Genomic DNA, 21,373 nt, shown 5'->3' with positions numbered 1-21,373 from the left:
TCACCTACCGCTTCATCTTTGGATCTAATGCATCACGAAGTGCATCGCCAAGTAAATTAATTGATACAACTGTTATAAAAATTGCAAAACCAGGTGGTATCCATAACCACGGGCGTTTTTGGAAATCGATTAATGAGTTTGCTGCGCTAATCATATTTCCCCAAGATGGTGTAGGTGGAACGACGCCAAGTCCTAAGTAACTTAGTGCAGACTCTCCTAAAATAGAACCAGCAACACCTAATGTTGATACAACAATTAATATCGGCAAAACATTTGGGATTAAATGATATACAATTTTCCGGTAATCTTTTATCCCGAGCACATCAGCAGCTTGCATAAACGATTGTTCTCGAAGTGATAAAATTTGACCTCGTACGAGACGTGCAAGTCCTGGCCAACCTACTAAACTTAAAATAATCATGATGACATAAAGACGGTAATCAGATGGTACTTTCCATTCTGATAAAATAGCTCCCATTATAATAAGTAAAGGTAATCCTGGCATCGACATTAAAACATCTGCAAAACGCATTATAATATTGTCAACGATACCGCGATAAAAACCTGCAATAGCTCCTAATAAAGCTCCTAATATTACTGATAAAACCATTGAAGCTAAGCCAATTGTTAATGAAATTCGTCCTGCTTGCATAAGCCTCGTTAAAATATCCCGTCCTAATTGATCCGTACCAAGCCAATGAGAAAAACTAGGTGGCTTGTTAATTAGCGTAACTTGTATTTTTCCTGATGCATACGGTGAAAAGAATGGACCGATAAAACAAAATAAAAACATAAAAACTAATGCATAAAATCCTATAAGTGCCATTTTATTTTTCTTTATCCTTTTAAAAGCTTGCCTCCACGGCGATGATTCATTCCGTCTTTTCTTTTTTGCCTTTTTCTCTGTAATTGCTGTAACAGTTTCCATCTCTTTCCCCCCTTACTTCAACCGAATACGTGGATCAACAACTGCATATACAACATCCGCTAAAAAATTTGAAACGATTGTCAAACAAGAAAGAAACATCGTAAATGCCATTAATACTGTATAATCACGGAAACTAAGTGCCTCTAATTGAATATTACCGATGCCAGGCCAGTTGAAAATTTGTTCAATAATAATTGCCCCTGAAAACAATCCCGGTAACTCAAATGCAAGCAATGTAATAGCCGGTAAAATTGCATTTTTTAATGCATGTTTATAAATAACAGTCTTCTCCTTTAAACCTTTTGCTCTAGCCGTTCGAATGTAATCTTGCCGTACAACTTCTAACATACTCGTTCTAAAATAGCGAGTTAGTGACCCTACTCCAAGCAGGGTTAAAATAAACACTGGTAAAACCATATGCTTTGAAACTTCTATTACGTAAGCAAGCCCAGTCGAATTACTACCAACATCAATCATCCCGCCTATCGGTAATAACTTAAAGTCAACCGCAAACACTTTAATTAAAAACAAACCGATAAAGAATGAAGGGAATGACATCGCTGCAAAGACACCAATTGTTACAAACTTATCGAATAAGGAATGTTGCTTTGTCGCTGAAAACACACCGATAATAAGTGCAATTAGCCAAATAAAGAACAATGCAATGATCGCAACAATAAACGAATTCCATATGAATTTATTTAATAATGATGTTACAGGTTCTTGATATTGAAGTGAAAAACCAAAGTCACCCTGCAATGCATTACCTAACCAATGAAAGTAACGCTCAACAATTGGTTTATTTAAACCATATAGCTCTCTAAGTTCCTCAGCTCTTTGCGGTGTAATCTTTGGATTTGAATCAATATAGTCACCTGGAAGAAGCGCGAACAAAAAAAAGATAATAACTGACGTACCCAACAGTGTAGGAATCATTTGTAACACCCTACGAATGATATATGTTTTCACCCTTTTTCTCTCCAATCTTATGCTTAAAATAGAAGAACATTTTTTCAAAACGGCACACTACTTGCCGAATGAAAAAATGTCTTCTACTTATACATTCTTATCGTTATTTTTCAATAGATAATACTGGTAAGTTTGAACTAATACTATTGTATTTTTCAGGGTCAATTCCTTTTATATTCCCGTTGTATCCTGTAATTGTTCTACGGTAGTTTAATAGAATTACTGGTGGGTCATCACTTAATTCTTTATACAATTCTTTGTAAATAGGTTTACGTTTCTCAATATCAACTGTCTCAATACCTTTTTTAATTAACTCATCAACTTTTGCATTTTTATAACCAAGACTCTCCTTATTAACACCAGATAAATATTCACCTGCAGTTTCACTCGGATCAGTTGTAATCGGTGTAGCAACAGAAGCTAAATCATAATCACCTTTATTTACCTTCGAAAGCATAGTATTAAAGTCCATAAATTCAGGATTAAATTCTACACCTATCTCTTTATAATTCTCTTTTGCAATTGGAATTAATAAATCACTATCTTTAGCCGAACTTGGGCCGAAATAAGAAAGCTTTAATTTTTGACCATCTTTTTCACGAACTCCATCCGAACCAACTTTCCATCCTGCTTCATCTAATAATTTTTTCGCTTTTTCTTTGTCGTATTCATATTTATTAACTCCTTCTTCTGTATAAGCCCAAGAAGTTGGATGAATTGGTACATTAGCTACCGTACCGTATCCTTTCAATGCTGTATCAACATATTTTTTACGATCTAACCCGTAAATAAGTGCTTGGCGAACCTTTTTATCTTTTAAGTACGGCTTATTATTATTCATATAAATATAGTTAAATGATGCGGCTGTTTCGATTTGAATGTTCGCGAATTGTAAACCTTTCGCCTGTTCAAGAATTTCATCACCAGTACCTAGGCCAGTATAGTCAACTTCGCCTGTTTGGAACAATTGGAGTTTTGTATCACCAGCAGTAATTTTATAAATGAAGTTTGGAATTTTCGGCTTACCTGCATAATAATTTTCGTTTGCTACAAAACGAACTTCTTGACCTGGAATATACTTTTCAAATTTATACGGCCCCGCAGCTATCGGTTTTCCATATAACTCTTTTAAATAATCTAAACTTGTATTTTGTTTATAGTCTTTTCCATAATACGCTTTTGATAACACCGGTCCACCTAAAGCAGTTAGTGTCTGCGAATTAACTTTTTCAGTCGTAATTTTAATTGTCTGTGGATCAACAACTTGAATTCCTTCAATAGAAGTTGCTTTTCCTTCTTTATATTCTTTACCACCTTTAACAGCATATTGAGAGATGTCTATTTCGCCTTCATATGCCTTATCATGTAAAAGCGCCAATGTGAACGCTACATCATCCGCTGTTAATGGCGAACCATCACTAAATTTTAAATCTTTACGTAAATGGAATGTATATGTTAACTGATCAGAAGAAACATCCCACTTCTCAGCTAATTCTGGAGTTGGCTTTCCTTGTTTATCTGTCGATACAAGCGACGCAAAAATGACAGAAGTTACATTTCCATCCCAACCATTTTGCTGGAAGTATGGTAAAAAGACACCACCCGGTTTACTAATCCCAACAACTAACGTGTCTTTTCGATTTTTTGCTTTATCGGGTACTTTCGTCTTATCTGTAGCAGCAATCTTTTCGATTTTTATATTTTTTAAATCTTGCTGTTTAACTGGTTCTGTAGAAGCCGTATCTTCCTGTCCCCCGCAAGCAGATAACACAAACGAACTACTCAATAATACTGAAAATACACCAGCCCATTTTTTTGTCTTTTTCTTCATTGTCCCCACCCTAACTTTTTTTAATAATTACACTTTATGAACTGCTTGCCTTATGTATGCCTCCCACAGCAACATTTATAGCCAATCGGAAAAGTCGGTTTTGAACGTAAAAAAAGATGTTTTTGAGGGGTAACAATCTTATTCCGACCTTTCCGGTAGACTTTATGGTTATTAGCTTATATCTTTCAGTATATTTTGTCAATTATTTCTATATAAATATTTCGAGAATTCTCCAAAAATTATTGAGCAATATTCAATTTAGGTAAACTTAACAAAATACCATTATAGTTATCTTCTTGTAATCCTTGAATTCGTGCATTATGTGCAGACACGACTTTACTATTGTTTAAGAAGATAACAGGTGGATCCTCACTTAACTCTTGATATAATTTTTTATAGATTTCTTTTCGTTTTTCAATATCCAATGTTTCTAGTGCCTGCTTAGCTAATTCATCTACCTTCGGATTATAATATCCATCATAATTACGCTTACTTGTCGAAACAAACTCCTCAATTGTTCCGCTCGGATCATCAATCATCGGTGTGGAGACCATCGCTAAATCATAATCTCCCTTAATTACCTTGGAAATCATCGTATTAAAGTCCATGTATTCAGGATTGAAATCTACCCCAATCTTTTTATAATCCTCTTTCATAACGGGGATCATCACATCGTTGATTTTACTTGCAGAAGAAGCAAAATAACTTACCTTCAATTTCTGGCCATCTTTTTCCCGAATACCATCTGCCCCAGCTTTCCACCCTGCTTCATCAAGTAATTTCTTTGCTTTTTCTAAATTATATTCGTATTTATTGATCCCTTCTTCTGTATACGCCCAAGAGACTGGTGTAATTGGTACATTGACGAGTGAAGCATAACCTTGGAAATACGTATCAATTACTTTTTGGCGCTCTAATCCGTAAATAAACGCTTGGCGTATACGTTTATCTTTAAAGTAGGGCTTCTTATAATTCATTTTAATATAGCCGTAAGAACTTCCTATATACACATTAATATTAGCGAAACCTAGCTCTTTTAATTGCTCAATCGTTTCCGCATTTGTCGTGAAACCATCATAATCTACTTCTCCCGCTTGAAATTGTTGCAAATTCGTATCACCTTTTGTAATTTTATAAATAAAGTGCCCAATCTTCGGTTTACCTTCAAAATAATTTTCATTTGCTACAAAACGAACTTCTTGACCTGGAATATATTTATCAAGTTTATAAGCTCCTGCTCCCATCGGTTTTCCATATAACTCTTTTAAATACTCTAAATTCCCTTGCTTATATTCTTTACCGTAATAAGCTTTTGATATAACTTCTCCACCAATTAACGATAATGTTTGGGCATTTACCTTTTCAGTTGTAATCGTAATTGTTTTCGGATCGATTACTTGAATCCCCTCAATAGAGCTTGCTTTTCCTTCCTTATATGCTTGCCCACCCTTTATTGCTGTTTGACTTATGTCAGTTGCTCCGCTATATGCCTGATCATGTAGTAACGTTAATGTAAATGCTACATCATCCGCTGTTAACGGCGAACCATCGCTAAACTTTAAATCATCTTTCAAATGGAACGTATATGTAAGCTGATCCTGAGAAATATCCCATTTTTTCGCTAGAATTGGGATTGGTTTTCCTTCCTTATCCAGCCCAACAAGAGGCGCAAAGATCGCTTGCGTTATATTACCATCCCACCCATTCTCCATAAAATGCGGAAGGAATATCCCGCCAGGGCTCGGCATTCCAATTACAAAAGTATCTTTTCTTTCTTTTGCCTTTGCTGGACTTTTTGCTTTGTCACTCGCTTTAATAAACTCATCTTTTACTTTCGGCATCTCTGTTGCTTCATTTGTACTTGTCTCTTCTTGAGCACATCCTGCTAATAAAACCGATGTACTAAGAAACATAGCAAATAACCCTTTAAAGACCTTTCGCATAATTCTCACCCTTACTTTCCTGTTTTTTAATTAAGTGGTAACATAACGCCCTTCTGTAACTATCTTTATTTTACCTATGTAAATAGTATGAATTAATTTCAAGATTATTCCTTTTCACTATTTATGTCAATCCTTGCTAATTGTTTTCCCTCAAAAAAATAAAAAACACCTTCTATTACCTAATAGCCCAGCATAGAATAATAACAATTAACTACCAAGAAGGGGGCGAAAATATGGACAATCTATTCCAATATGTCCTGCACTATATATTATTGACACTCATGATCGTCGGGGCGTTATTACTATTCCCTTTCTTCCCAAAGTTCGTCCTCTTTTTAGCTTTTTTTATTATGCTCGGGATCGCTATTATAATTTCAACGAGAGAAGATGCCACACAAAAAGAAAGCAGAGTTCAGCGCGTAAAGCTGTGAACTCTGCTTTCTTTTTTCAGTCATAACGTATTCTTGTTAAACCAATTACGAAAAATACTCCCGCAAATAAAATGAGTATACCAATATATCCTCCTATATCTGCTAATGTACCTCCCCTTACAATTAACTCTGTAAAGCCACGCATCGCCCAAGTTTGCGGAACAAAGTTTGCTGCCGTTTGCATCCATGCCGGTTCAATTTCAATCGGCCAATAAAGACCACCAATCATACATGTTGAAATCACAACGATATTACCTAATGCAGACTGTTGTTCTGTTGTTTTTACGATACTTGCTAATAATAAGGCTAAACCAATGACAGCTAATAATAATACCGAGACAAGTGTAATAACCCCTAATACATTCCCCCACTGCACATCAAATAATGAATGCGTTAATATCATTAGAACACCAAATTGAATCCACCCTATTAAAAAGAAGGAAAGGATATATCCTGCCAGTATTTGAACTTTTGAAACTGGCGCTCCTAATAAACGAGACCAAACACCAAGTTGCCTAGCTTTCAAGATAGTTCCCGTGGCACTTAACATGACAATCATAACGAATAGAATCGAAAAACCTGCCGCTCGTCCTGTAACGTTATTTAACTTTTGATCATCATGTAAAATTGATTCTTTTTGAATCGAAACAGGTTCTACTTTTGTATAGATTTCTTTATACATCGTTTCCCACGAAGTGTTACTTTTCTTTTCAAACTCTCTTGCTGCACTAACTTCTATCTCCATCTTTTTTAACACACTTGCCAATACTTGCTCTACAGAAGTTCCACCCGTAAAATCAGCACTGGCTTGAAATTGAATATTTTCTACTTTTCCATCTAGCATACTCTTTTGAAAATCTTTCGGAATGATGATTATACCAGATGATTTCTTGTCTTCGATCCTCTGTGTCCCTTCCCTATACGTTACCTTTTCTATAGAAATTAAATCACTTTTCTTTATTTCCTCATAATACTTACCAGATAATACAGAACCATCTTTATCTACTAAACTAATATTTACTTTCTCATTCCCGCTTCCACCTAAAAGTCCACCGAAAATAAGTGTGAAAATAATAGGCATTCCAAACATAAGTATATAACTTTGTGGCTTTATTAAAATTTGTTTTAATTCTAGCCAACAAAGTGCCCAAACCTTCTTCATCATTTCCCCTCCTATCTCGTGCGTAAACGTAACGTTCCAATCATAACGGAGATAATTCCTGCACTACATAAACTTAAAATGACAGGGAATAGCACATCCCAAGATGTTCCCGACATAATATTTAAGAAGCTCGTAAGTGCCCATTTATTCGGAGCAATATTCGCAACTGTTTGAAGTGTATCGGGAAATACGTAAATCGGTAACATTGATCCCCCTAATATAGCTAGTATTTGAATACCGATTCCCCCCATTAAATCTGCCGTTTTTTCCTCACGAATAAAGGCTGCAATTAACATAGATAAACCAGAAACACAAATTGCATAAGAAATTCCCAACACTACTATTTGAGACACGTCTTCGCCCCATTCCACATGAAACATAAAGTGTGTAGCAACTATAAATATTCCAAATTGTATACAGGCAAATAGTAATGTACCTAAAAACTTCCCGAATAAAATTGAAAATGAGCTCGTCGGTGTACTGAACAAACGCGCCAACGTTTCAGTTCGTTGCTCTGTTACAACTGACTTTGCACCTACTGTTATGTTATATAGTAAAAACATGACTAACATTGCTGCTGCATAATATTGCATCGCTGCAACTGTTTTTTTACCTATCGTTCCTTTTTGGATGTTATCCACACTTGCAGTTGCTATCGTCTGTAGACTTCCACTTACTTCCTTTGCAACTTGTGCTACATCACCCTGCTGAGATTTCGCTAATTCTGTTACAACACTTTTAGTAGATACTGCGACTGTTTGAACACGTTCTGAAAAAGAGCGGATCATTGATTCGGCAATTTTCGCTTGTATATCTTTTGATGGGTCTATAAGCACCTTTGGTTCTTTTAATTTTCCATCTTGTATTTGTTCGCTCCATTTATTTGGGATGACAATTCCTACATCGATTTTCTTTTCCTTTAACATATCTTCAAGCTCTTCCTGAGAATTAACTACCTTTACTTTCACATCATCTTTTATTTCTTTAGATTGCAATACATCTTTTTGAAAGACATCTGCAAACTCATCCGTTCCCCCTTGATAATAGCCAATTATTGTTTTCGGTAGTCCACCACTATCAAATACATTACTTAACGCTGAACCTAAAATCGCTGTTAATAAAAGCGGCATAATTAACATCATCATAAATCCGCGGCGATCAATTAAACGGATTTTTAAATCTTTCCATGCAATAATGAAACTTTTCATCTCGCACTAACCTCCTTAATCACGCAGTGAACGTCCTGTTAATTGTAAAAAGAGTGCCTCTAAATTCGGTTCTTGTACTTCCAGTTTTAAAATTTGAGCTTTGTTCTCAACAACTGCTGACACAACTGTCCCAATAGCCTCCCCACCATTTAGTCCAATATCAATCGTGCTATTATCTTCGTCAAAAATAATCCTTTCAACAATGGGTAGTGCTTTTAGCTTGTGCAGCAGTTCCGTACTATAGCGGTTTAATTGCAATTTCACCATAAATCCATCTGTCAGGCGATTACATAGCTCTCTTTTCGTTCCTAATGCAATTACCTTTCCGTGATCAACGATTGCAATCCGCTCACATAAATACTCAACTTCTTCCATGTAATGACTCGTATAAATGACTGTCATACCTTTTTCATTTAATTTTTTAACAGTCTCTAAAATATGATTTCTCGATTGTGGATCAATCCCGACTGTCGGTTCATCCATAATTAATAACTCCGGTTCGTGCATAAGTGCTGCACCAATATTAATACGCCTTTTCATTCCACCTGAAAATGTTTCAATTTTATCTTTTCCCCGATCCTGTAAACCGACGTAACCTAACACTTCCTCCGCTCGCTCTTTTGCAACTTTTCCATTTAAACCGTACATCTTTCCCCAAAAAACCAAATTTTCCTTTGCTGAAAGTGTCGGATACAGCGCAATGTCTTGCGGAACAATACCAATTTTCTTTTTCGCTTCTAATGGATACTCTTTTACAGATTTCCCACCAACTTTTATATCACCACTATCGTATGGAATTAATCCGCAAATCATTGATATCGTCGTTGATTTTCCTGCCCCATTTGGGCCAAGCAATCCAAATGTTTCACCTTTTTTCACTTCAAAAGAAACATTCTTTATGATTTCCTTCTTACCAAATGATTTCGTAATATGATCTATGACTAACATATTGATTCAGCCCCTTTGCATTCATCTACACTTTCATTGTAGAAAAATTTCTTCTTCTCTCCATCACCCTTAAGATAGAAATACAAAATAAAAAAGCAGCAAATTCTGCTGCTTTTTCACACTTATATATGCCAAAAGTCATGTGTACATCGTGACGCCATATCTTACTGCGTATATCGCTGCTTGCGTTCGATCTCTCAGTTCTAACTTGCTAATTAAATTGGAAACATGATTCTTAACAGTTCCCTCTGTAATAAATAGCTTTTCCGCAATCTCTTTATTATTTAACCCAAGTCCAATTTCTCTTAAAACATCTACTTCTCGCTCAGTTAATAGTTCTAATTGTTCTGGCGTGGTGTACTCTACTACTGTTTTTGTCTTTTTTAATTCCTTTACAATTTGCGCTGTTACATCTTGAGGAAGCACAGCTCCTCCGCCATGTACCGTTAAAATAGCTTGAACGATTGCATCTGTCTCCATGTCCTTCAATAAATACCCACTTGCTCCTTGCTCTAATGCTTCAAAAATAAGCTCACTATCACTAAAAGTCGTCAACATAAGAACCTTTATATGAGGGAACTGTTCTCTAACTAGACGTGTTCCTTCAACACCATTCATACGAGGCATCCGAATATCCATCAAAATAATTTCAGGATGTAACTCTTTCACTTTCTGTATCACTTCGTCTCCATCAGTAGCTGTTCCCACTACTTCAAGTTCCGAACGTAAATTTAACAACATCGCTAAACCATCACGAATGAGTGATTGATCATCAACAATCATAATGCGAATCATACCGTTCCCCCTATTATCCACGTTTTCTCCTGAAGCGGAAATTCAATCTGTAACCGGAAACCTTTTTCTATCTCACTCTCAAATTGAATAGTTCCACCATGTTCCTCTACACGTTCTTTCATATTAAGTAAACCAAAGCCTGGACTTACTTCATTAACCCCAAAACCATTATCCAGAATACATAGTTTAACTTGTTTCATTGAACAGGTTAGACTCACTTCACATAAACTCGCTTTCCCATGACGTTTTGCATTCGTTAAAGACTCTTGCATAATCCGAAGCAATGTAGGTTGTAGTGACAACGGAATCACAACCGGATCCCCTTGTAATTGAAAAGATACTTGTACTTTCGTCGCTTTAGAATATCCATGTAACATTTCACGCATATCCTCTATTATGTTCCCTAGTTTACTTTCTTCTTTTACGGCATGCACAGAAGCTCTCACCTCTTGAAGTGATTTTCTAGCTAGCCCGTGACATGTATGTAAAACCTCTTCCGTAGCGTCCGATTTTTGTTTCCACAAAGCCTCTGCCAATTGTAATTGAACAAGTAAGGCAGTCATATTGTGACCAACTGTATCATGAATTTCTCGGGCAATATCATTCCGCTCCCGAACAGCAGTCAATTCTTCCACCTCTTTAGCATATAGCCGTAATTGTTCATGCGCTTCTTTTAAAGCTGTATGAGATAATGCTAATTCCTCATATTGCTCATCTACCATTTGCCGAGCTACTGTAAGTTTTTTTATTAAACTTCCAGCTAAAGCACTAAAAACGATGAACATAAAATTAATCGCATTACTCTCAAGTTCTAAACTCCCTACATGTTGATACGTATGTAAGATATTCACAAACCAACAAAGAAAGAAAAAGATAATAAAAAAATACGTCATGCTTTTACGCCAATCATGAATAAATAACCCTACCGCATCAATCCCAAATATAATCAAATATAAACATGTCTCGGGAAATAAAAATCCTAATAACGCTGTAACAATACCATTTGCTAGCAAAGTATAAAATACGAGTTTTCTACTCCCTTTTACTTTTACAAGTAAAATATGATTCACAATATAAATAAAAAGTGCAATACCGACAAAAACTTGTAAATATGCTGTTTCACGTGAAACATGGTTTGCATAAACGAAACAAATCATGACGATTGTAGCAATCCGCGCGTATCCTAACATAAAATTCTCCTCACACTTTAATAACCTAAAGTTCATCTCTTTTTTATGTAACAATAAGAAAATTATACCAATTTATATCTATTCTTACACAAAAAAAGAGCAATCCCTCCCTCAAAATATGAGAAAGCAATTTGCTCCTTCATTCTATTTTCTTTACTCCACAATATTCTCTAATTCATTATATAAATCTACTCGTAACAACTCTTTCTTCATTTTTTCCTCATATAATTTTTCAAGTTTTTCAACATCAGCTAGATGTTCCATTTCACATTCTATTGCATATATATCTTCTTCTACATGCATTAACTCGTTTTCAACTTCCTCTAAATTCCTAGACTCCTTCTTTTTTATAGGTATTACTTTTAACACTTTATTCCCTTGCTGTTGCTGCTTCTGTTTTGCCACTTGTTTCTCAATTCTTTCTTCCCACTTTTGACGAGCCCATGCATAGTTCCCCACAAACTCAAATAATTTGTGCTCATCAATCCAATATGTCTTTTCAAACAATTTATTTAAGAAATAACGATCATGTGAAACAGCTAAAATTGTCCCGTTATATTGTTCAAGGGCTTCCTCTAAAACTTCCCTTGATTCAATATCAAGATGATTCGTCGGTTCATCTAAAATAAGAAAGTTGACATCTTGATACATGAGTTGCGCGAGCCTTAACCTCATTTTTTCTCCGCCGCTAAGTTGCGTTACTTTCTTAAAAACAGCTGGACCATAAAATAAAAAGCGAGCTAATATATGTCTTGCTTCTCCCTCTGTTACAGCTACGCAATCTCTGAAAGCTTCCAATACATTGTTCTTCATATTCCCATACGCATGTTGCGATAAATAACCGATTTTCACACTACTACCAATCCGAATTTCTCCAGCATCTTGCTTCATTTCTTCTAATAGTAATTTTAATAACGTAGTCTTTCCTGTACCATTACGTCCAACGATAGCTGCGCGCTCCTGAAAACGAATATGCAAATTTGCCTTCTCGAATAAAGATTTGTCAGCAAATCCTTTACTCACTTCTTTCATTACAACAACATCTTTTCCGCTTCTCTCTTGCCCTTCAAACTGAAGTCCCATCTGTTTTCTATCCAAAATGGGTCTCTTTAGTTTCTCTATACGCTCTAATGCACGTTCCATATTTCTCGCTCTCTTGTGCAATCCTTCATTCGGTGGATTCGCTTGATTTGCCCATTCACGCAGACGCTTAATTGCTTCTTTCATTTTCTTTATTTTCTTTTGCTGTTCTTGATACGCTTGAAATTCTTGAAGCAACCGTTCTTCCTTTTCCTCAACAAACTGGGAATAGTTCGTATAATATACGTGAATTTCTCCATCTTCTAAATCAAAAATTTTCGTTACAACTTCATCAAGGAAATAGCGATCATGTGAAATGACCATAACTGTTCCTGTATATTCTTTTAGAAATTGCTCTAGCCATTCTACGGCAAATAAATCTAGATGATTGGTTGGTTCATCTAGCAAAAGTAAATCCGGTTTCTGCAATAGCATGTACGCAAGACTTACTTTTGTTTGTTCTCCACCACTTAACTCCATAAATGATCGGGGAAATAGTTCCGTCACCTGTAGACCATTTGCTACCTTCATGATATTCGCTTCTATCTCATAACCACCGAGAAACGCAAACTTTTCTTGAATTAACCCATACCTCTCCATCAATTTTTGCAGAGCAGACGGTTCCCGTTCTTCCGCCATATGCTTTTCTAAAGCATGCATTTCTCTTTCTAATTCCTTTTCTTCTTTAAAAGCGGAGCTCAATACATCATATACAGTCATATCCTCATCAAATTTTGGAATTTGCGCCACATGACCAATACGTGTACCTTTCTTCATATGAATGGCTCCTTCGTCCAAACTCTCCATTCCTGTTAGAAGCTGCAAGATAGTTGTCTTCCCGCTACCGTTACGACCAACTAAACCAATACGTTCACCATTCTTTATTTCAAGCGATATATTTTCAAATATGATGTTTCCACCAAAAGATTTCGTTACATTATTTACACTACAAATTGTCATTTTCCGTACTCCTTTCAATATAAAAAACCATGGAAAAGAAACATTCCCCATGGTTTTTGGCATAGAAAAAGGAAGCCAAATAGCTCCCTTTTCACACGTTTATCAAAAATGGGTGAAGAGATTTCTATCGTTCAATAGCTACTATGCAATTGTTAAAAAAGGGCATACGTATCCCGTTAACAACTACATCATGAAAAATCGCACGACAAAAATAGATATAATCTAAAAATTTGGCACGCGCAGCTAAAGAACGTTTCATCTCATTCACCCCTTTCGTACGGAATTTAATACTTACTTCTTTATTATACTTTCCCATTCCATGTTTGAATAGTCATTTTTCTGAAAATAATGAAGATAGACTAAACATTTCAATAAGTGACATCAAATCTTACAAAACTGTTATGTTCACGTAATGGAAAGCGATAGTACGAAAAGATACCTCCCTATACAATAAAGATAGAAACAAGAGAGACAAAAACAAGGAGGAAACAATCGTGATGAAAGAAATCGTAAAAGCAATCTTCGAGGTATTAGTGAACGGACAAGCAGTTGTAAAAGAACTAAACAAACTATAAAAAGGAGTGAAGGAATATGATGAACATGGTAAAAATGATTTTACACGCTTTAGTCGACGCAAAAGCAGTTAGTCAAGAATTAAACCAACAATAAAAAGGGGTATATGAATATGAAGAAAGCCATTATTGTAATCGCAAGTACAGCAATTGCCTTATACACAATAAAAAATAGAACAAAGAAACAAAACGAAAATACTCTATATTATCCATACACATTATTAAAGAAAAAATAAAAGACAAGGTACCCTATTATAATGAGGATATCTTGTCTTTTATTTTTCCCTATTCCCTTTAAAGGATTTCCCCCTCCTTTTCCCGAATGTATTAAGCGGGATTTTTACACATATTTTAAAGGGGCATATATACAAATGGATACTCAACAACTATATTTTTTAAACGATATCGGTAAACAAAAGCCGGAAAGCATTCGGAACAGAAGCGCTGCATGTCCTTTTTGTGACAGAGAGAATTTAACGGATATTTTAGCAACTGAGGGCTCTATTATTTGGTTGAAAAACAAATTCCCTACATTAAAAGATACATTTCAAACAGTGTTAATTGAAACTGATAATTGTGAGGATCATATCGGAACATATACAGAAGAGCATATGAGAAAATTAATTCATTTCTCTATTCAACATTGGTTACACTTGCAGAAAAGTGAAGAATTTACATCTGTGATTTTATACAAAAATCACGGTCCATTTTCAGGTGGAAGTTTGCACCATGCACACATGCAAATTATCGGAATGAAGCATGTAGACTATCTCGACAATATTGAAGAAGAAAATTTCCAAGGGGTAATTGTTCAAAAAAACGGACACATTGAGCTCAACATTTCAGAGCGCCCCATTATCGGTTTTACTGAATTTAACATAATCATTGAAGATATTGCATTTCTCGATGAAATGACAAACTATATTCAGCAAACTGTACGTTACATACTGACAGATTTCCATAAAGGGTGTAGTAGTTATAACCTATTTTTCTATAACCTAAACGGAAAAATCATTTGTAAAGTTGTTCCTAGGTTTGTCGTTTCACCGTTGTATGTAGGATATAAAATACCCCAAGTTTCTACAAAACTAGAGGATGTAAAAATACAACTAGCGCAGTATTTCACGAGACGAGAAGATGAAATTCTCCATAAGAAAACAGAGTAGGTATCGAAAGCCTACTCTGTTTTCCCACTATTTTAGGGTAGTAAAACTTCTCACTGATTAAAGATTTACTTTATTACACCTTTATTTCGATAGTATACGTCCTCTAATCCAACGTTATACTTCATGTTGTTATCCGTCCACTCTGGCCCTAAATTTCCTGGCCAACCTGATGTATTCGCTACATATTTCAGTAATGCAAAATCAGTCAAACCTTTTTGCACCCCGCGCTGATATCCCTTCATTAAATGCGGCATTGCTATTTGCGCATTTGTACGCGGATCTTTCAACTCTTCATCAGTTAAATTACCTGGTGCAAGCCCACCACCGCGGTGCAATTGAAACAATCCGAATGAAGTTCCGTTATCTCCAACACTTCTTGGATTTAACCTACTTTCATGTTCGGCAATTGTAAGAGGTATCCATTCTGGAAGGTTTACTTTCTTTGCTTCCTCTATAATAATTTGTTTCATCTGTTTTGCTTCCTCTGAATCAACATAGCTTGTCTCATTCATTAGCTTATCCATTCCTTCAGACTTCTCTTGGAAATATAAATACACTCCAAGAACAACTAAAAATCCTACAAAGAATTTCTTCACTACCTCTACCTCTTTCTCCGCTGAAATTTGTCCCCTTTCAGCCTTCCCTTTACAATTACCTACATTCTATCGTTCTCTTACTCTTCCATCATAGCAAATTACTATACATATTATCATCATGCTTTAGACCGATTTTGTGAAAAAGCAATTGGTAAATACATGAAAAAATGTAACTTACATGGACTATAACTTTTTTCTTGTATATAATTGTAAATTGAATTCCATATAGACTAGGAGCATATATAAATGAAAAAAGTCCTACTACTCTTTTTTAGCATTTTACTACTCATTCCTATACACACATCTGCGCAAACATCATACAAGCCAAAAGTACTTATTTTGTATAGTACAGAAGACAACAAAATTACAAACAATGTACAAATCCTTAATACTCAGTTAGGACACTTTACAAATGATATAACAGTAAAAAGTTTAAAAGAAATGAATGAAACTACTAACTCATCTTCTTATACAAATATTGTTTATATCGGAGAAAAAAAAGAAGGTTTTTCTATTGCAGCAAAACAATTTCTAGAAAACTTCTCAGGTCCAGTATTAGTTTTAGGGCAAAATGTTGAACAATTATCTAATCGTTTTTCTTTCATTACCTCGGATGAAACTGATATACGAACTCATACTATAGAATATCCGACACACAAATTAAAAAATGAATTACAAGAAGAACGCTTAATGAAGAAAATTGAAGCAAAAGGAACAACTCTTGCTTACGCCTTGAGTGCCGATGGAACCCATCCGTTAATCGTTCACCAAGGAACATCATATTATGTCGCGACTCCAAACCTTTTTGATTGGATGTCTCATTACGTCGGTGAAATGCTATTTTCTTACTTCGAACAAAAGCCTATGACAAATAAAACTTCAGCTTATTTACGCCTTGAAGACGTTCACCCAGCTGTAAATGTAAAGCAATTAAAAGAAATTGCTGAATTACTAAAAAAGAAAAAGCTTCCTTATATGATTACCGTTATCCCTGTCTACAAAGATCCAAACACAGGAAAAACAGTACATTTAAAGGATAACTCTGAATTAATTGATGTTTTACGCTTTATGCAAGATAACGGTGGCTCTATCGTCATGCATGGTTACACTCATCAATTTTATGATAGTGAAACTGGCGAAGGTTTTGAATTTTGGGATGTAAAAACTGATCAACCAATTCGTCAACCGAACCATGAAAAACCAAAAACAAAAGACGATTTCCAATCTACAGAGGACTATAATAAATACGTGGAAAACGGAAAAACCTTTGAAGAAAAGTATATTAAAGAGCATATTGAAAAAGGGATTACAGAGCTTGTAGAAGCTAAATTGTATCCAGTTGCCTTTGAAGCTCCGCACTATACAATGTCTCAAAAAGGATACGAGATACTTTCTCAATATTTCTCTACTTATGTAGGACAACTACAACTAAACGATACAACTTGGAAATCTATGCATTCACCAGCTTATACGAGTACACCATCGTTTTTACATGGGATGAAATTAATGCCTGAAACGGTTGGATTTATCGAAGAAGGCACGCCACAAGATATTGCCAAAATGAAAGAACGTGCTTTATCTATCACTAAACTATCTGATGGAATTATCGGCGCTTTTTATCATCCTTACTTAGGTGTTCAACCATTAAAAGAAGTATTAAAGGAACTAGAAAGTATTCCAAACGTAGCGTGGATTGATTTACAAAAAGAAACGAATGAAGTAAAAATGAAAGATATTCATATTACTACTAATAAAGACGGCATTCACGTTGAAAAACCAACAAGTGCGAATGACATGATTGATTATATAAAACAATATGGGTTCTTCCTTATAATTGGGTTCATTGTAATTGTCTTTCTTTTATTATTAAGACGTGCGAAAAAATTAGAGTCATAAAAAAACACCAAGCGAGATGCTTGGTGTTTTTATCACCATTTACCGCATAGTAAATCCATCCATTACTCTCTGCCATTTTTCCTTTGTTAGAACTATTTCCAACTGCATTCCCATTTTTCTCATTTTCTTTCATCTGTTTTTCAACTAATGGATCTATTTGTTCTTCCTTACTTTCTTGTGCTACGTTTGTATTTGTCGCCTTTTTTTCTGATTCGCACCCAAACATCGCAAGCGAAAGCGCTCCGGTCATAATCGTAATAGCTATCTTTTTATATGCTTCCCCCATTTTCTCCCCCTACTTCCTTCATCAAATTAAACACATGATAAATTACAGAAAATATTAAAAAAAATATCCATAATAAAAAGGATAAGAGTGCATCTCCTATCCTTTCAAATAAAATTGAATTGTATTTTCGTATATTGTTTCTGTAACCTCATCAACAGATACGTTTTTTATGACACTGATTTCTTTTAGTACTTCTCGAATCATTTTAGGGTGCGTCATAGTATCCTCTCGAAATTCCCATGGGCCATCTGTTTCTACCATCATATATTCAAGCGGATAATACGAAACGATTTTCCTAATTTTCTCCTTATGTAAAACATCCGGTGTGATAGAAATATAATAACCATTCCTCATCATCCGTTTCATTGTCTCTTCACTTCCTTTAAACCAATGAAAGTGTGCACGTGAAACTTTATATTCTTCAAGAAAATCACATACAGTGTCAGCATCTTCATAAACCGCATGCAATACAATTGGTAAATCATGTTTACTAGCTAGTTCAACAAACTTTTTTAACACCGCTATGTATGGATCGATAGCAATATTTTCATCTTCTTTCCTTAAATAATACGGGAGTCCCACTTCACCAATCGCAACAATGTCCTCTACATGAGCTTCAATTAATTTAAATATGCGCTCACATTCTTCTCTATGAATCAGTTGCTCCGGATGAAAACCTATTGCTGGATGTACAAAAGGATATCGCTTCGCTAAAGATAAAGTGTCTTTACATGATTGATAATTCATAGATACTGCAATAAGCCCCTTTACCTCTTTACTATTTTCCACATCTTTAAGTAATCTATTTTTCTCTTCACCTTTATATTGGTCAACATGTATATGACTATCAATCCATTTCATCTTTATTCCCCCATAAAAAAAACAAGAAAGGATCTCCCTTCTTGTTTTATCATCTATATTATTTAACAATTAAATTTGTTATTATATCAAATAATCCAATACATACTACGGCAACAGTAAAGTAGCTACAGTAATCTTTAATTGGAAACTTCACTACTTCTTCTTTATGCATCCCAGTTTTCTCCCTTCTTACTATATCCCTAATTATTTTTATCTATTTGTATCTATTATGCAAAAAATATGACAAATTTACTATCGAATTAACTTACGTGAACCTTACAATGTTGTAAGGTTCAAAAAAGAGCCTCATCTAAATACAGATGAGGGCTATTAAAAAGTAGTTGGTTTTTCATTCTTCATTAACATTACAAACAGAAAGTAATACAGTGAGACTTTCTAATTACACTATATGAAATTCACTAGCTTTTAACCATCGAATTACATTACAGAAGACTTACATGTTTGTAAGCTATGTGTAATGTAATTCGATAGTTCCCCTTACCTATATTTCGTACAATAAAGTTAGAAAGTAAGCCAAATAAGAAGAACACTCACATAACCAAATTACATTGCTAGTAGCCTACTCTTCTTATACCTTTCACTCATGCTACTACAATGTACCCCCTTCCCCTTTATATAATAAAAAGAGCCTTAGTCCGTATGGACTAAGGCTCTTTCATGCACCCCAAAATACCTCTACCTAGTATTTTTATTTTCGACAAAAAATAGGCGGGGGTATAATTCGCTATCTCATCGTTAAAAGTTTACTCTTTGCATTAATAGGAATATTTACAGCTTCAATTTCTTCAATCGCCTCGCCGTAGCGTCCTTTTGCGTACACCTTTAATGCTTCATCTTTCTTTAACATATACTTAACAGTCTTCTTTATTTTTTGCTCTCTTCCACGTTCGTCAAATGCAATAAACTCATATTCATACCACTCATCACCAATATGCTGACCAATTGTATTCACAACCGTATAATATTCTTTCGTCTTATAAAGTGGATTATATTTATCGATAACTGGTCCAAGTTTCGTAGGCAGTAACATTACTACTATCACTATCATCGCTATTATAGTAGTGATCATTTTTTTCTTCATAATAAACATCCCTCCTCTGTAGGATATATATACATCCATTTTAAAAAGAAGGAATAAAATCTACTATTGAATCTCCTTACATTACACTTACATTTTTGTAAGAATTAAAAAAGGCGAACGAATTTACTCGTTCACCTTTTAGCTCGCTTTAAAGCCACCACCAAGTACATCACGTACATCGTGAATAACAACGAAAGCATCTTCATCTACTCGGCTAATAACTTGCTTTAACTTAACAAGCTCTTGTTTATTAATAACAATATATAACACTTCTTTATTTTTACCAGTATATCCGCCGCGTCCTTCTAATACAGTGACACCACGCGTCATGTTTTTCGTAATAGTTTCACGTATTAAATCCGGTTGATTTGAAATGATTGTAACAGCTATTTTTGTATCCATTCCTTCTACAATGAAATCAATCACTTTCGCTCCGATGAATACTGCAACAAGTGTGTACATTGCTTTTTCTTGCCCTATTATAAATACAGAACCAGCAATTACCACAATATCAATAATAAGTACGCCTTTACCAACGCTCCACCCTAAATATTGATTGGCTAACTGCGCTAAAATTGCCGATCCTCCTGATGTACCTCCAGCTTTGAACATACAGCCTAATCCGACACCGACAAATAAGCCAGCGAATAGAGCCGCTAATAACGTATCACTATTTACATGATACTCAATATGTTCCGTAACATATAAAAACAAGGATGTTTCTACAATCCCTAAAATTGTATAAACCATCGTTTTCTTATCAAAAAATTTATAACCAACAGCTAGTAAAATTGCATTTATAGCAAAATTCACAATCCCCGGCGACCAATCAAATAAATAGTACGTAACAACCGTTACACCAATAATTCCACCCTCTGATAAACGGTTTGGAATTGCAAAGTAATTAATACCAATTGCGAATAATAATGAACCAATTGTAATTAGTGTTATTTCCTTTATACGTTGATTAACCATAGTTCATACCTCCCCCCATTTGACATTGTATCACTATCTCCTAGAGGTTTAGAAGTTGTTTTTATTCCGCATTTTCCCTCTTAAAAATTGAAATATTATGTTTAAACAGAGGGGTGATTAATTATTCATATTCGCTCTAACTGTACGGACAAATTGCTCCACATTCCCTTTCTGAATATACTTAGCGCGAATGGTTTCATGATTACAAGTAAATTCAAAATACGGATGAAAATCTATGCTATCTATATGCAAATATGAATAATCTTTAAATGTTGCAGGATAGTATAGAAATTTCCCGTAAAAGAGGAGACGTCTAGTAGTAGCAGCAAAAATCCCATGTTGATACGATAGCGTAAAATCATCCTTCTCAAATATCCCTACTACAAAAGCCAAAATCTTTTCATCATCCTCTATATACTTTTTCATACTCAATAAAAGTTCATTCATGCATATCCCTCCAAATACTATTTTTGA

Annotated in this window: 20 protein-coding genes and 1 pseudogene; 4 read left to right on the top strand and 17 right to left on the bottom strand. The window is 35.0% G+C overall.

Features of this window, described 5'->3' with window-relative positions; translation table 11 throughout:
- Positions 1-4: 4 nt before the first annotated feature.
- The 4 genes from opp4C to LUS72_RS01250 form a co-directional block, all read right to left on the bottom strand.
- On the bottom strand, positions 5-928 hold the full coding sequence (opp4C, locus tag LUS72_RS01265; RefSeq protein ID WP_097831221.1) for an oligopeptide ABC transporter permease: 924 nt from the start codon (positions 926-928) through the stop codon (positions 5-7).
- A gap of 12 nt (positions 929-940) precedes the next feature.
- Positions 941-1,897: an ABC transporter permease gene (locus tag LUS72_RS01260; RefSeq protein WP_141533375.1), complete on the bottom strand. Its 957-nt coding sequence runs from the start codon at positions 1,895-1,897 to the stop codon at positions 941-943.
- A gap of 103 nt (positions 1,898-2,000) precedes the next feature.
- Complete coding sequence (locus tag LUS72_RS01255; protein WP_097831220.1) at positions 2,001-3,728, bottom strand: ABC transporter substrate-binding protein; 1,728 nt, start codon at positions 3,726-3,728, stop codon at positions 2,001-2,003.
- 239 nt (positions 3,729-3,967) lie between these two features.
- The gene (locus tag LUS72_RS01250; protein WP_264448507.1) at positions 3,968-5,671 is read right to left on the bottom strand and encodes an ABC transporter substrate-binding protein; all 1,704 of its coding nucleotides are present in this window, start codon (positions 5,669-5,671) and stop codon (positions 3,968-3,970) included.
- A 233-nt stretch (positions 5,672-5,904) separates the two neighbouring features.
- Between LUS72_RS01250 and LUS72_RS01245 the strand changes: the two genes are divergently transcribed.
- Positions 5,905-6,102, top strand: a complete 198-nt coding sequence (locus LUS72_RS01245; protein ID WP_097831218.1) for a hypothetical protein — start codon at positions 5,905-5,907, stop codon at positions 6,100-6,102.
- 16 nt (positions 6,103-6,118) lie between these two features.
- Here LUS72_RS01245 and LUS72_RS01240 read toward each other — a convergent pair whose 3' ends face one another.
- The 7 genes from LUS72_RS01240 to LUS72_RS01210 all read right to left on the bottom strand — a co-directional run bounded on the left by LUS72_RS01240 (position 6,119) and on the right by LUS72_RS01210 (position 13,704).
- Positions 6,119-7,264, bottom strand: coding sequence for an ABC transporter permease (locus tag LUS72_RS01240; RefSeq protein WP_264448506.1), 1,146 nt, complete (start codon positions 7,262-7,264; stop codon positions 6,119-6,121).
- Between the two features lie 11 nt (positions 7,265-7,275).
- The gene (locus LUS72_RS01235; RefSeq protein WP_097831216.1) at positions 7,276-8,472 is read right to left on the bottom strand and encodes an ABC transporter permease; all 1,197 of its coding nucleotides are present in this window, start codon (positions 8,470-8,472) and stop codon (positions 7,276-7,278) included.
- A gap of 15 nt (positions 8,473-8,487) precedes the next feature.
- Positions 8,488-9,420 (bottom strand): ABC transporter ATP-binding protein, encoded by a 933-nt coding sequence (locus LUS72_RS01230; protein WP_097831215.1) that lies wholly within the window; start codon positions 9,418-9,420, stop codon positions 8,488-8,490.
- A 138-nt stretch (positions 9,421-9,558) separates the two neighbouring features.
- A complete protein-coding gene (locus LUS72_RS01225; protein WP_097831214.1) occupies positions 9,559-10,215 on the bottom strand; it encodes a response regulator in 657 nt (218 codons plus the stop codon).
- Positions 10,212-11,405, bottom strand: a complete 1,194-nt coding sequence (locus LUS72_RS01220) for a sensor histidine kinase (protein WP_097831213.1) — start codon at positions 11,403-11,405, stop codon at positions 10,212-10,214. The genes LUS72_RS01225 and LUS72_RS01220 overlap by 4 nt, the downstream gene beginning before the upstream one ends.
- Positions 11,406-11,558: 153 nt before the next feature.
- Positions 11,559-13,445, bottom strand: coding sequence for a ribosomal protection-like ABC-F family protein (gene abc-f, locus LUS72_RS01215; RefSeq protein ID WP_097831212.1), 1,887 nt, complete (start codon positions 13,443-13,445; stop codon positions 11,559-11,561).
- A 124-nt stretch (positions 13,446-13,569) separates the two neighbouring features.
- Entirely contained in the window at positions 13,570-13,704 is a 135-nt protein-coding gene (locus LUS72_RS01210) for an RAxF-45 family protein (RefSeq protein ID WP_079999070.1), read from the bottom strand.
- A gap of 420 nt (positions 13,705-14,124) precedes the next feature.
- Here LUS72_RS01210 and LUS72_RS01205 point away from each other — a divergent pair, with 420 nt between their 5' ends.
- On the top strand, positions 14,125-14,253 hold the full coding sequence (locus tag LUS72_RS01205; protein WP_141533377.1) for a spore coat protein B: 129 nt from the start codon (positions 14,125-14,127) through the stop codon (positions 14,251-14,253).
- A gap of 21 nt (positions 14,254-14,274) precedes the next feature.
- Positions 14,275-15,183, top strand: a complete 909-nt coding sequence (locus tag LUS72_RS01200; protein ID WP_141533378.1) for a DUF4931 domain-containing protein — start codon at positions 14,275-14,277, stop codon at positions 15,181-15,183.
- A gap of 65 nt (positions 15,184-15,248) precedes the next feature.
- Here LUS72_RS01200 and LUS72_RS01195 read toward each other — a convergent pair whose 3' ends face one another.
- Positions 15,249-15,779 (bottom strand): transglycosylase SLT domain-containing protein, encoded by a 531-nt coding sequence (locus LUS72_RS01195; protein ID WP_097831210.1) that lies wholly within the window; start codon positions 15,777-15,779, stop codon positions 15,249-15,251.
- Between the two features lie 246 nt (positions 15,780-16,025).
- Between LUS72_RS01195 and LUS72_RS01190 the strand changes: the two genes are divergently transcribed.
- The gene (locus LUS72_RS01190) at positions 16,026-17,675 is read left to right on the top strand and encodes a DUF2334 domain-containing protein (RefSeq protein WP_097831209.1); all 1,650 of its coding nucleotides are present in this window, start codon (positions 16,026-16,028) and stop codon (positions 17,673-17,675) included.
- A gap of 22 nt (positions 17,676-17,697) precedes the next feature.
- Here LUS72_RS01190 and LUS72_RS01185 read toward each other — a convergent pair.
- The 5 genes and pseudogenes from LUS72_RS01185 to LUS72_RS01165 all read right to left on the bottom strand — a co-directional run.
- Positions 17,698-17,961 (bottom strand): annotated as a pseudogene (locus tag LUS72_RS01185) (hypothetical protein); the annotation flags it as partial.
- Positions 17,962-18,057: 96 nt separating this feature from the next.
- Positions 18,058-18,822: a TatD family hydrolase gene (locus tag LUS72_RS01180; protein WP_097831208.1), complete on the bottom strand. Its 765-nt coding sequence runs from the start codon at positions 18,820-18,822 to the stop codon at positions 18,058-18,060.
- 745 nt (positions 18,823-19,567) lie between these two features.
- Complete coding sequence (locus LUS72_RS01175; protein WP_097831206.1) at positions 19,568-19,924, bottom strand: YxeA family protein; 357 nt, start codon at positions 19,922-19,924, stop codon at positions 19,568-19,570.
- A gap of 138 nt (positions 19,925-20,062) precedes the next feature.
- A complete protein-coding gene (locus LUS72_RS01170) occupies positions 20,063-20,899 on the bottom strand; it encodes a YitT family protein (protein ID WP_097831205.1) in 837 nt (278 codons plus the stop codon).
- A 117-nt stretch (positions 20,900-21,016) separates the two neighbouring features.
- A complete protein-coding gene (locus LUS72_RS01165) occupies positions 21,017-21,346 on the bottom strand; it encodes a PH domain-containing protein (RefSeq protein WP_097831204.1) in 330 nt (109 codons plus the stop codon).
- Positions 21,347-21,373: the final 27 nt, after the last annotated feature.

Origin of the sequence: Bacillus cereus (genome assembly GCF_025917685.1) — a bacterium.
Taxonomy (GTDB): Bacteria; Bacillota; Bacilli; order Bacillales; family Bacillaceae_G; genus Bacillus_A; species Bacillus_A cereus_AT.
The sequence above is the reverse complement of the archived record's forward strand: the minus strand, read 5'-3'. Positions and strand labels throughout refer to the sequence as shown.

Bases quoted from the DNA above. Each gene is read 5' to 3' on its own strand.
- LUS72_RS01250 (WP_264448507.1), bottom strand. From the start codon at position 5,671: ATGCGAAAGGTCTTTAAAGGGTTATTTGCTATGTTTCTTAGTACATCG.
- LUS72_RS01190 (WP_097831209.1), top strand. From the start codon at position 16,026: ATGAAAAAAGTCCTACTACTCTTTTTTAGCATTTTACTACTCATTCCT.
- abc-f (WP_097831212.1), bottom strand. From the start codon at position 13,445: ATGACAATTTGTAGTGTAAATAATGTAACGAAATCTTTTGGTGGAAAC.
- LUS72_RS01235 (WP_097831216.1), bottom strand. From the start codon at position 8,472: ATGAAAAGTTTCATTATTGCATGGAAAGATTTAAAAATCCGTTTAATT.
- LUS72_RS01210 (WP_079999070.1), bottom strand. From the start codon at position 13,704: ATGAAACGTTCTTTAGCTGCGCGTGCCAAATTTTTAGATTATATCTAT.
- opp4C (WP_097831221.1), bottom strand. From the start codon at position 928: ATGGAAACTGTTACAGCAATTACAGAGAAAAAGGCAAAAAAGAAAAGA.
- LUS72_RS01255 (WP_097831220.1), bottom strand. From the start codon at position 3,728: ATGAAGAAAAAGACAAAAAAATGGGCTGGTGTATTTTCAGTATTATTG.
- LUS72_RS01205 (WP_141533377.1), top strand. From the start codon at position 14,125: ATGAATATGAAGAAAGCCATTATTGTAATCGCAAGTACAGCAATTGCC.
- LUS72_RS01240 (WP_264448506.1), bottom strand. From the start codon at position 7,264: ATGAAGAAGGTTTGGGCACTTTGTTGGCTAGAATTAAAACAAATTTTA.
- LUS72_RS01170 (WP_097831205.1), bottom strand. From the start codon at position 20,899: ATGGTTAATCAACGTATAAAGGAAATAACACTAATTACAATTGGTTCA.
- LUS72_RS01245 (WP_097831218.1), top strand. From the start codon at position 5,905: ATGGACAATCTATTCCAATATGTCCTGCACTATATATTATTGACACTC.
- LUS72_RS01200 (WP_141533378.1), top strand. From the start codon at position 14,275: ATGAGGATATCTTGTCTTTTATTTTTCCCTATTCCCTTTAAAGGATTT.
- LUS72_RS01180 (WP_097831208.1), bottom strand. From the start codon at position 18,822: ATGAAATGGATTGATAGTCATATACATGTTGACCAATATAAAGGTGAA.
- LUS72_RS01165 (WP_097831204.1), bottom strand. From the start codon at position 21,346: ATGAATGAACTTTTATTGAGTATGAAAAAGTATATAGAGGATGATGAA.
- LUS72_RS01230 (WP_097831215.1), bottom strand. From the start codon at position 9,420: ATGTTAGTCATAGATCATATTACGAAATCATTTGGTAAGAAGGAAATC.
- LUS72_RS01220 (WP_097831213.1), bottom strand. From the start codon at position 11,405: ATGTTAGGATACGCGCGGATTGCTACAATCGTCATGATTTGTTTCGTT.
- LUS72_RS01225 (WP_097831214.1), bottom strand. From the start codon at position 10,215: ATGATTCGCATTATGATTGTTGATGATCAATCACTCATTCGTGATGGT.
- LUS72_RS01175 (WP_097831206.1), bottom strand. From the start codon at position 19,924: ATGAAGAAAAAAATGATCACTACTATAATAGCGATGATAGTGATAGTA.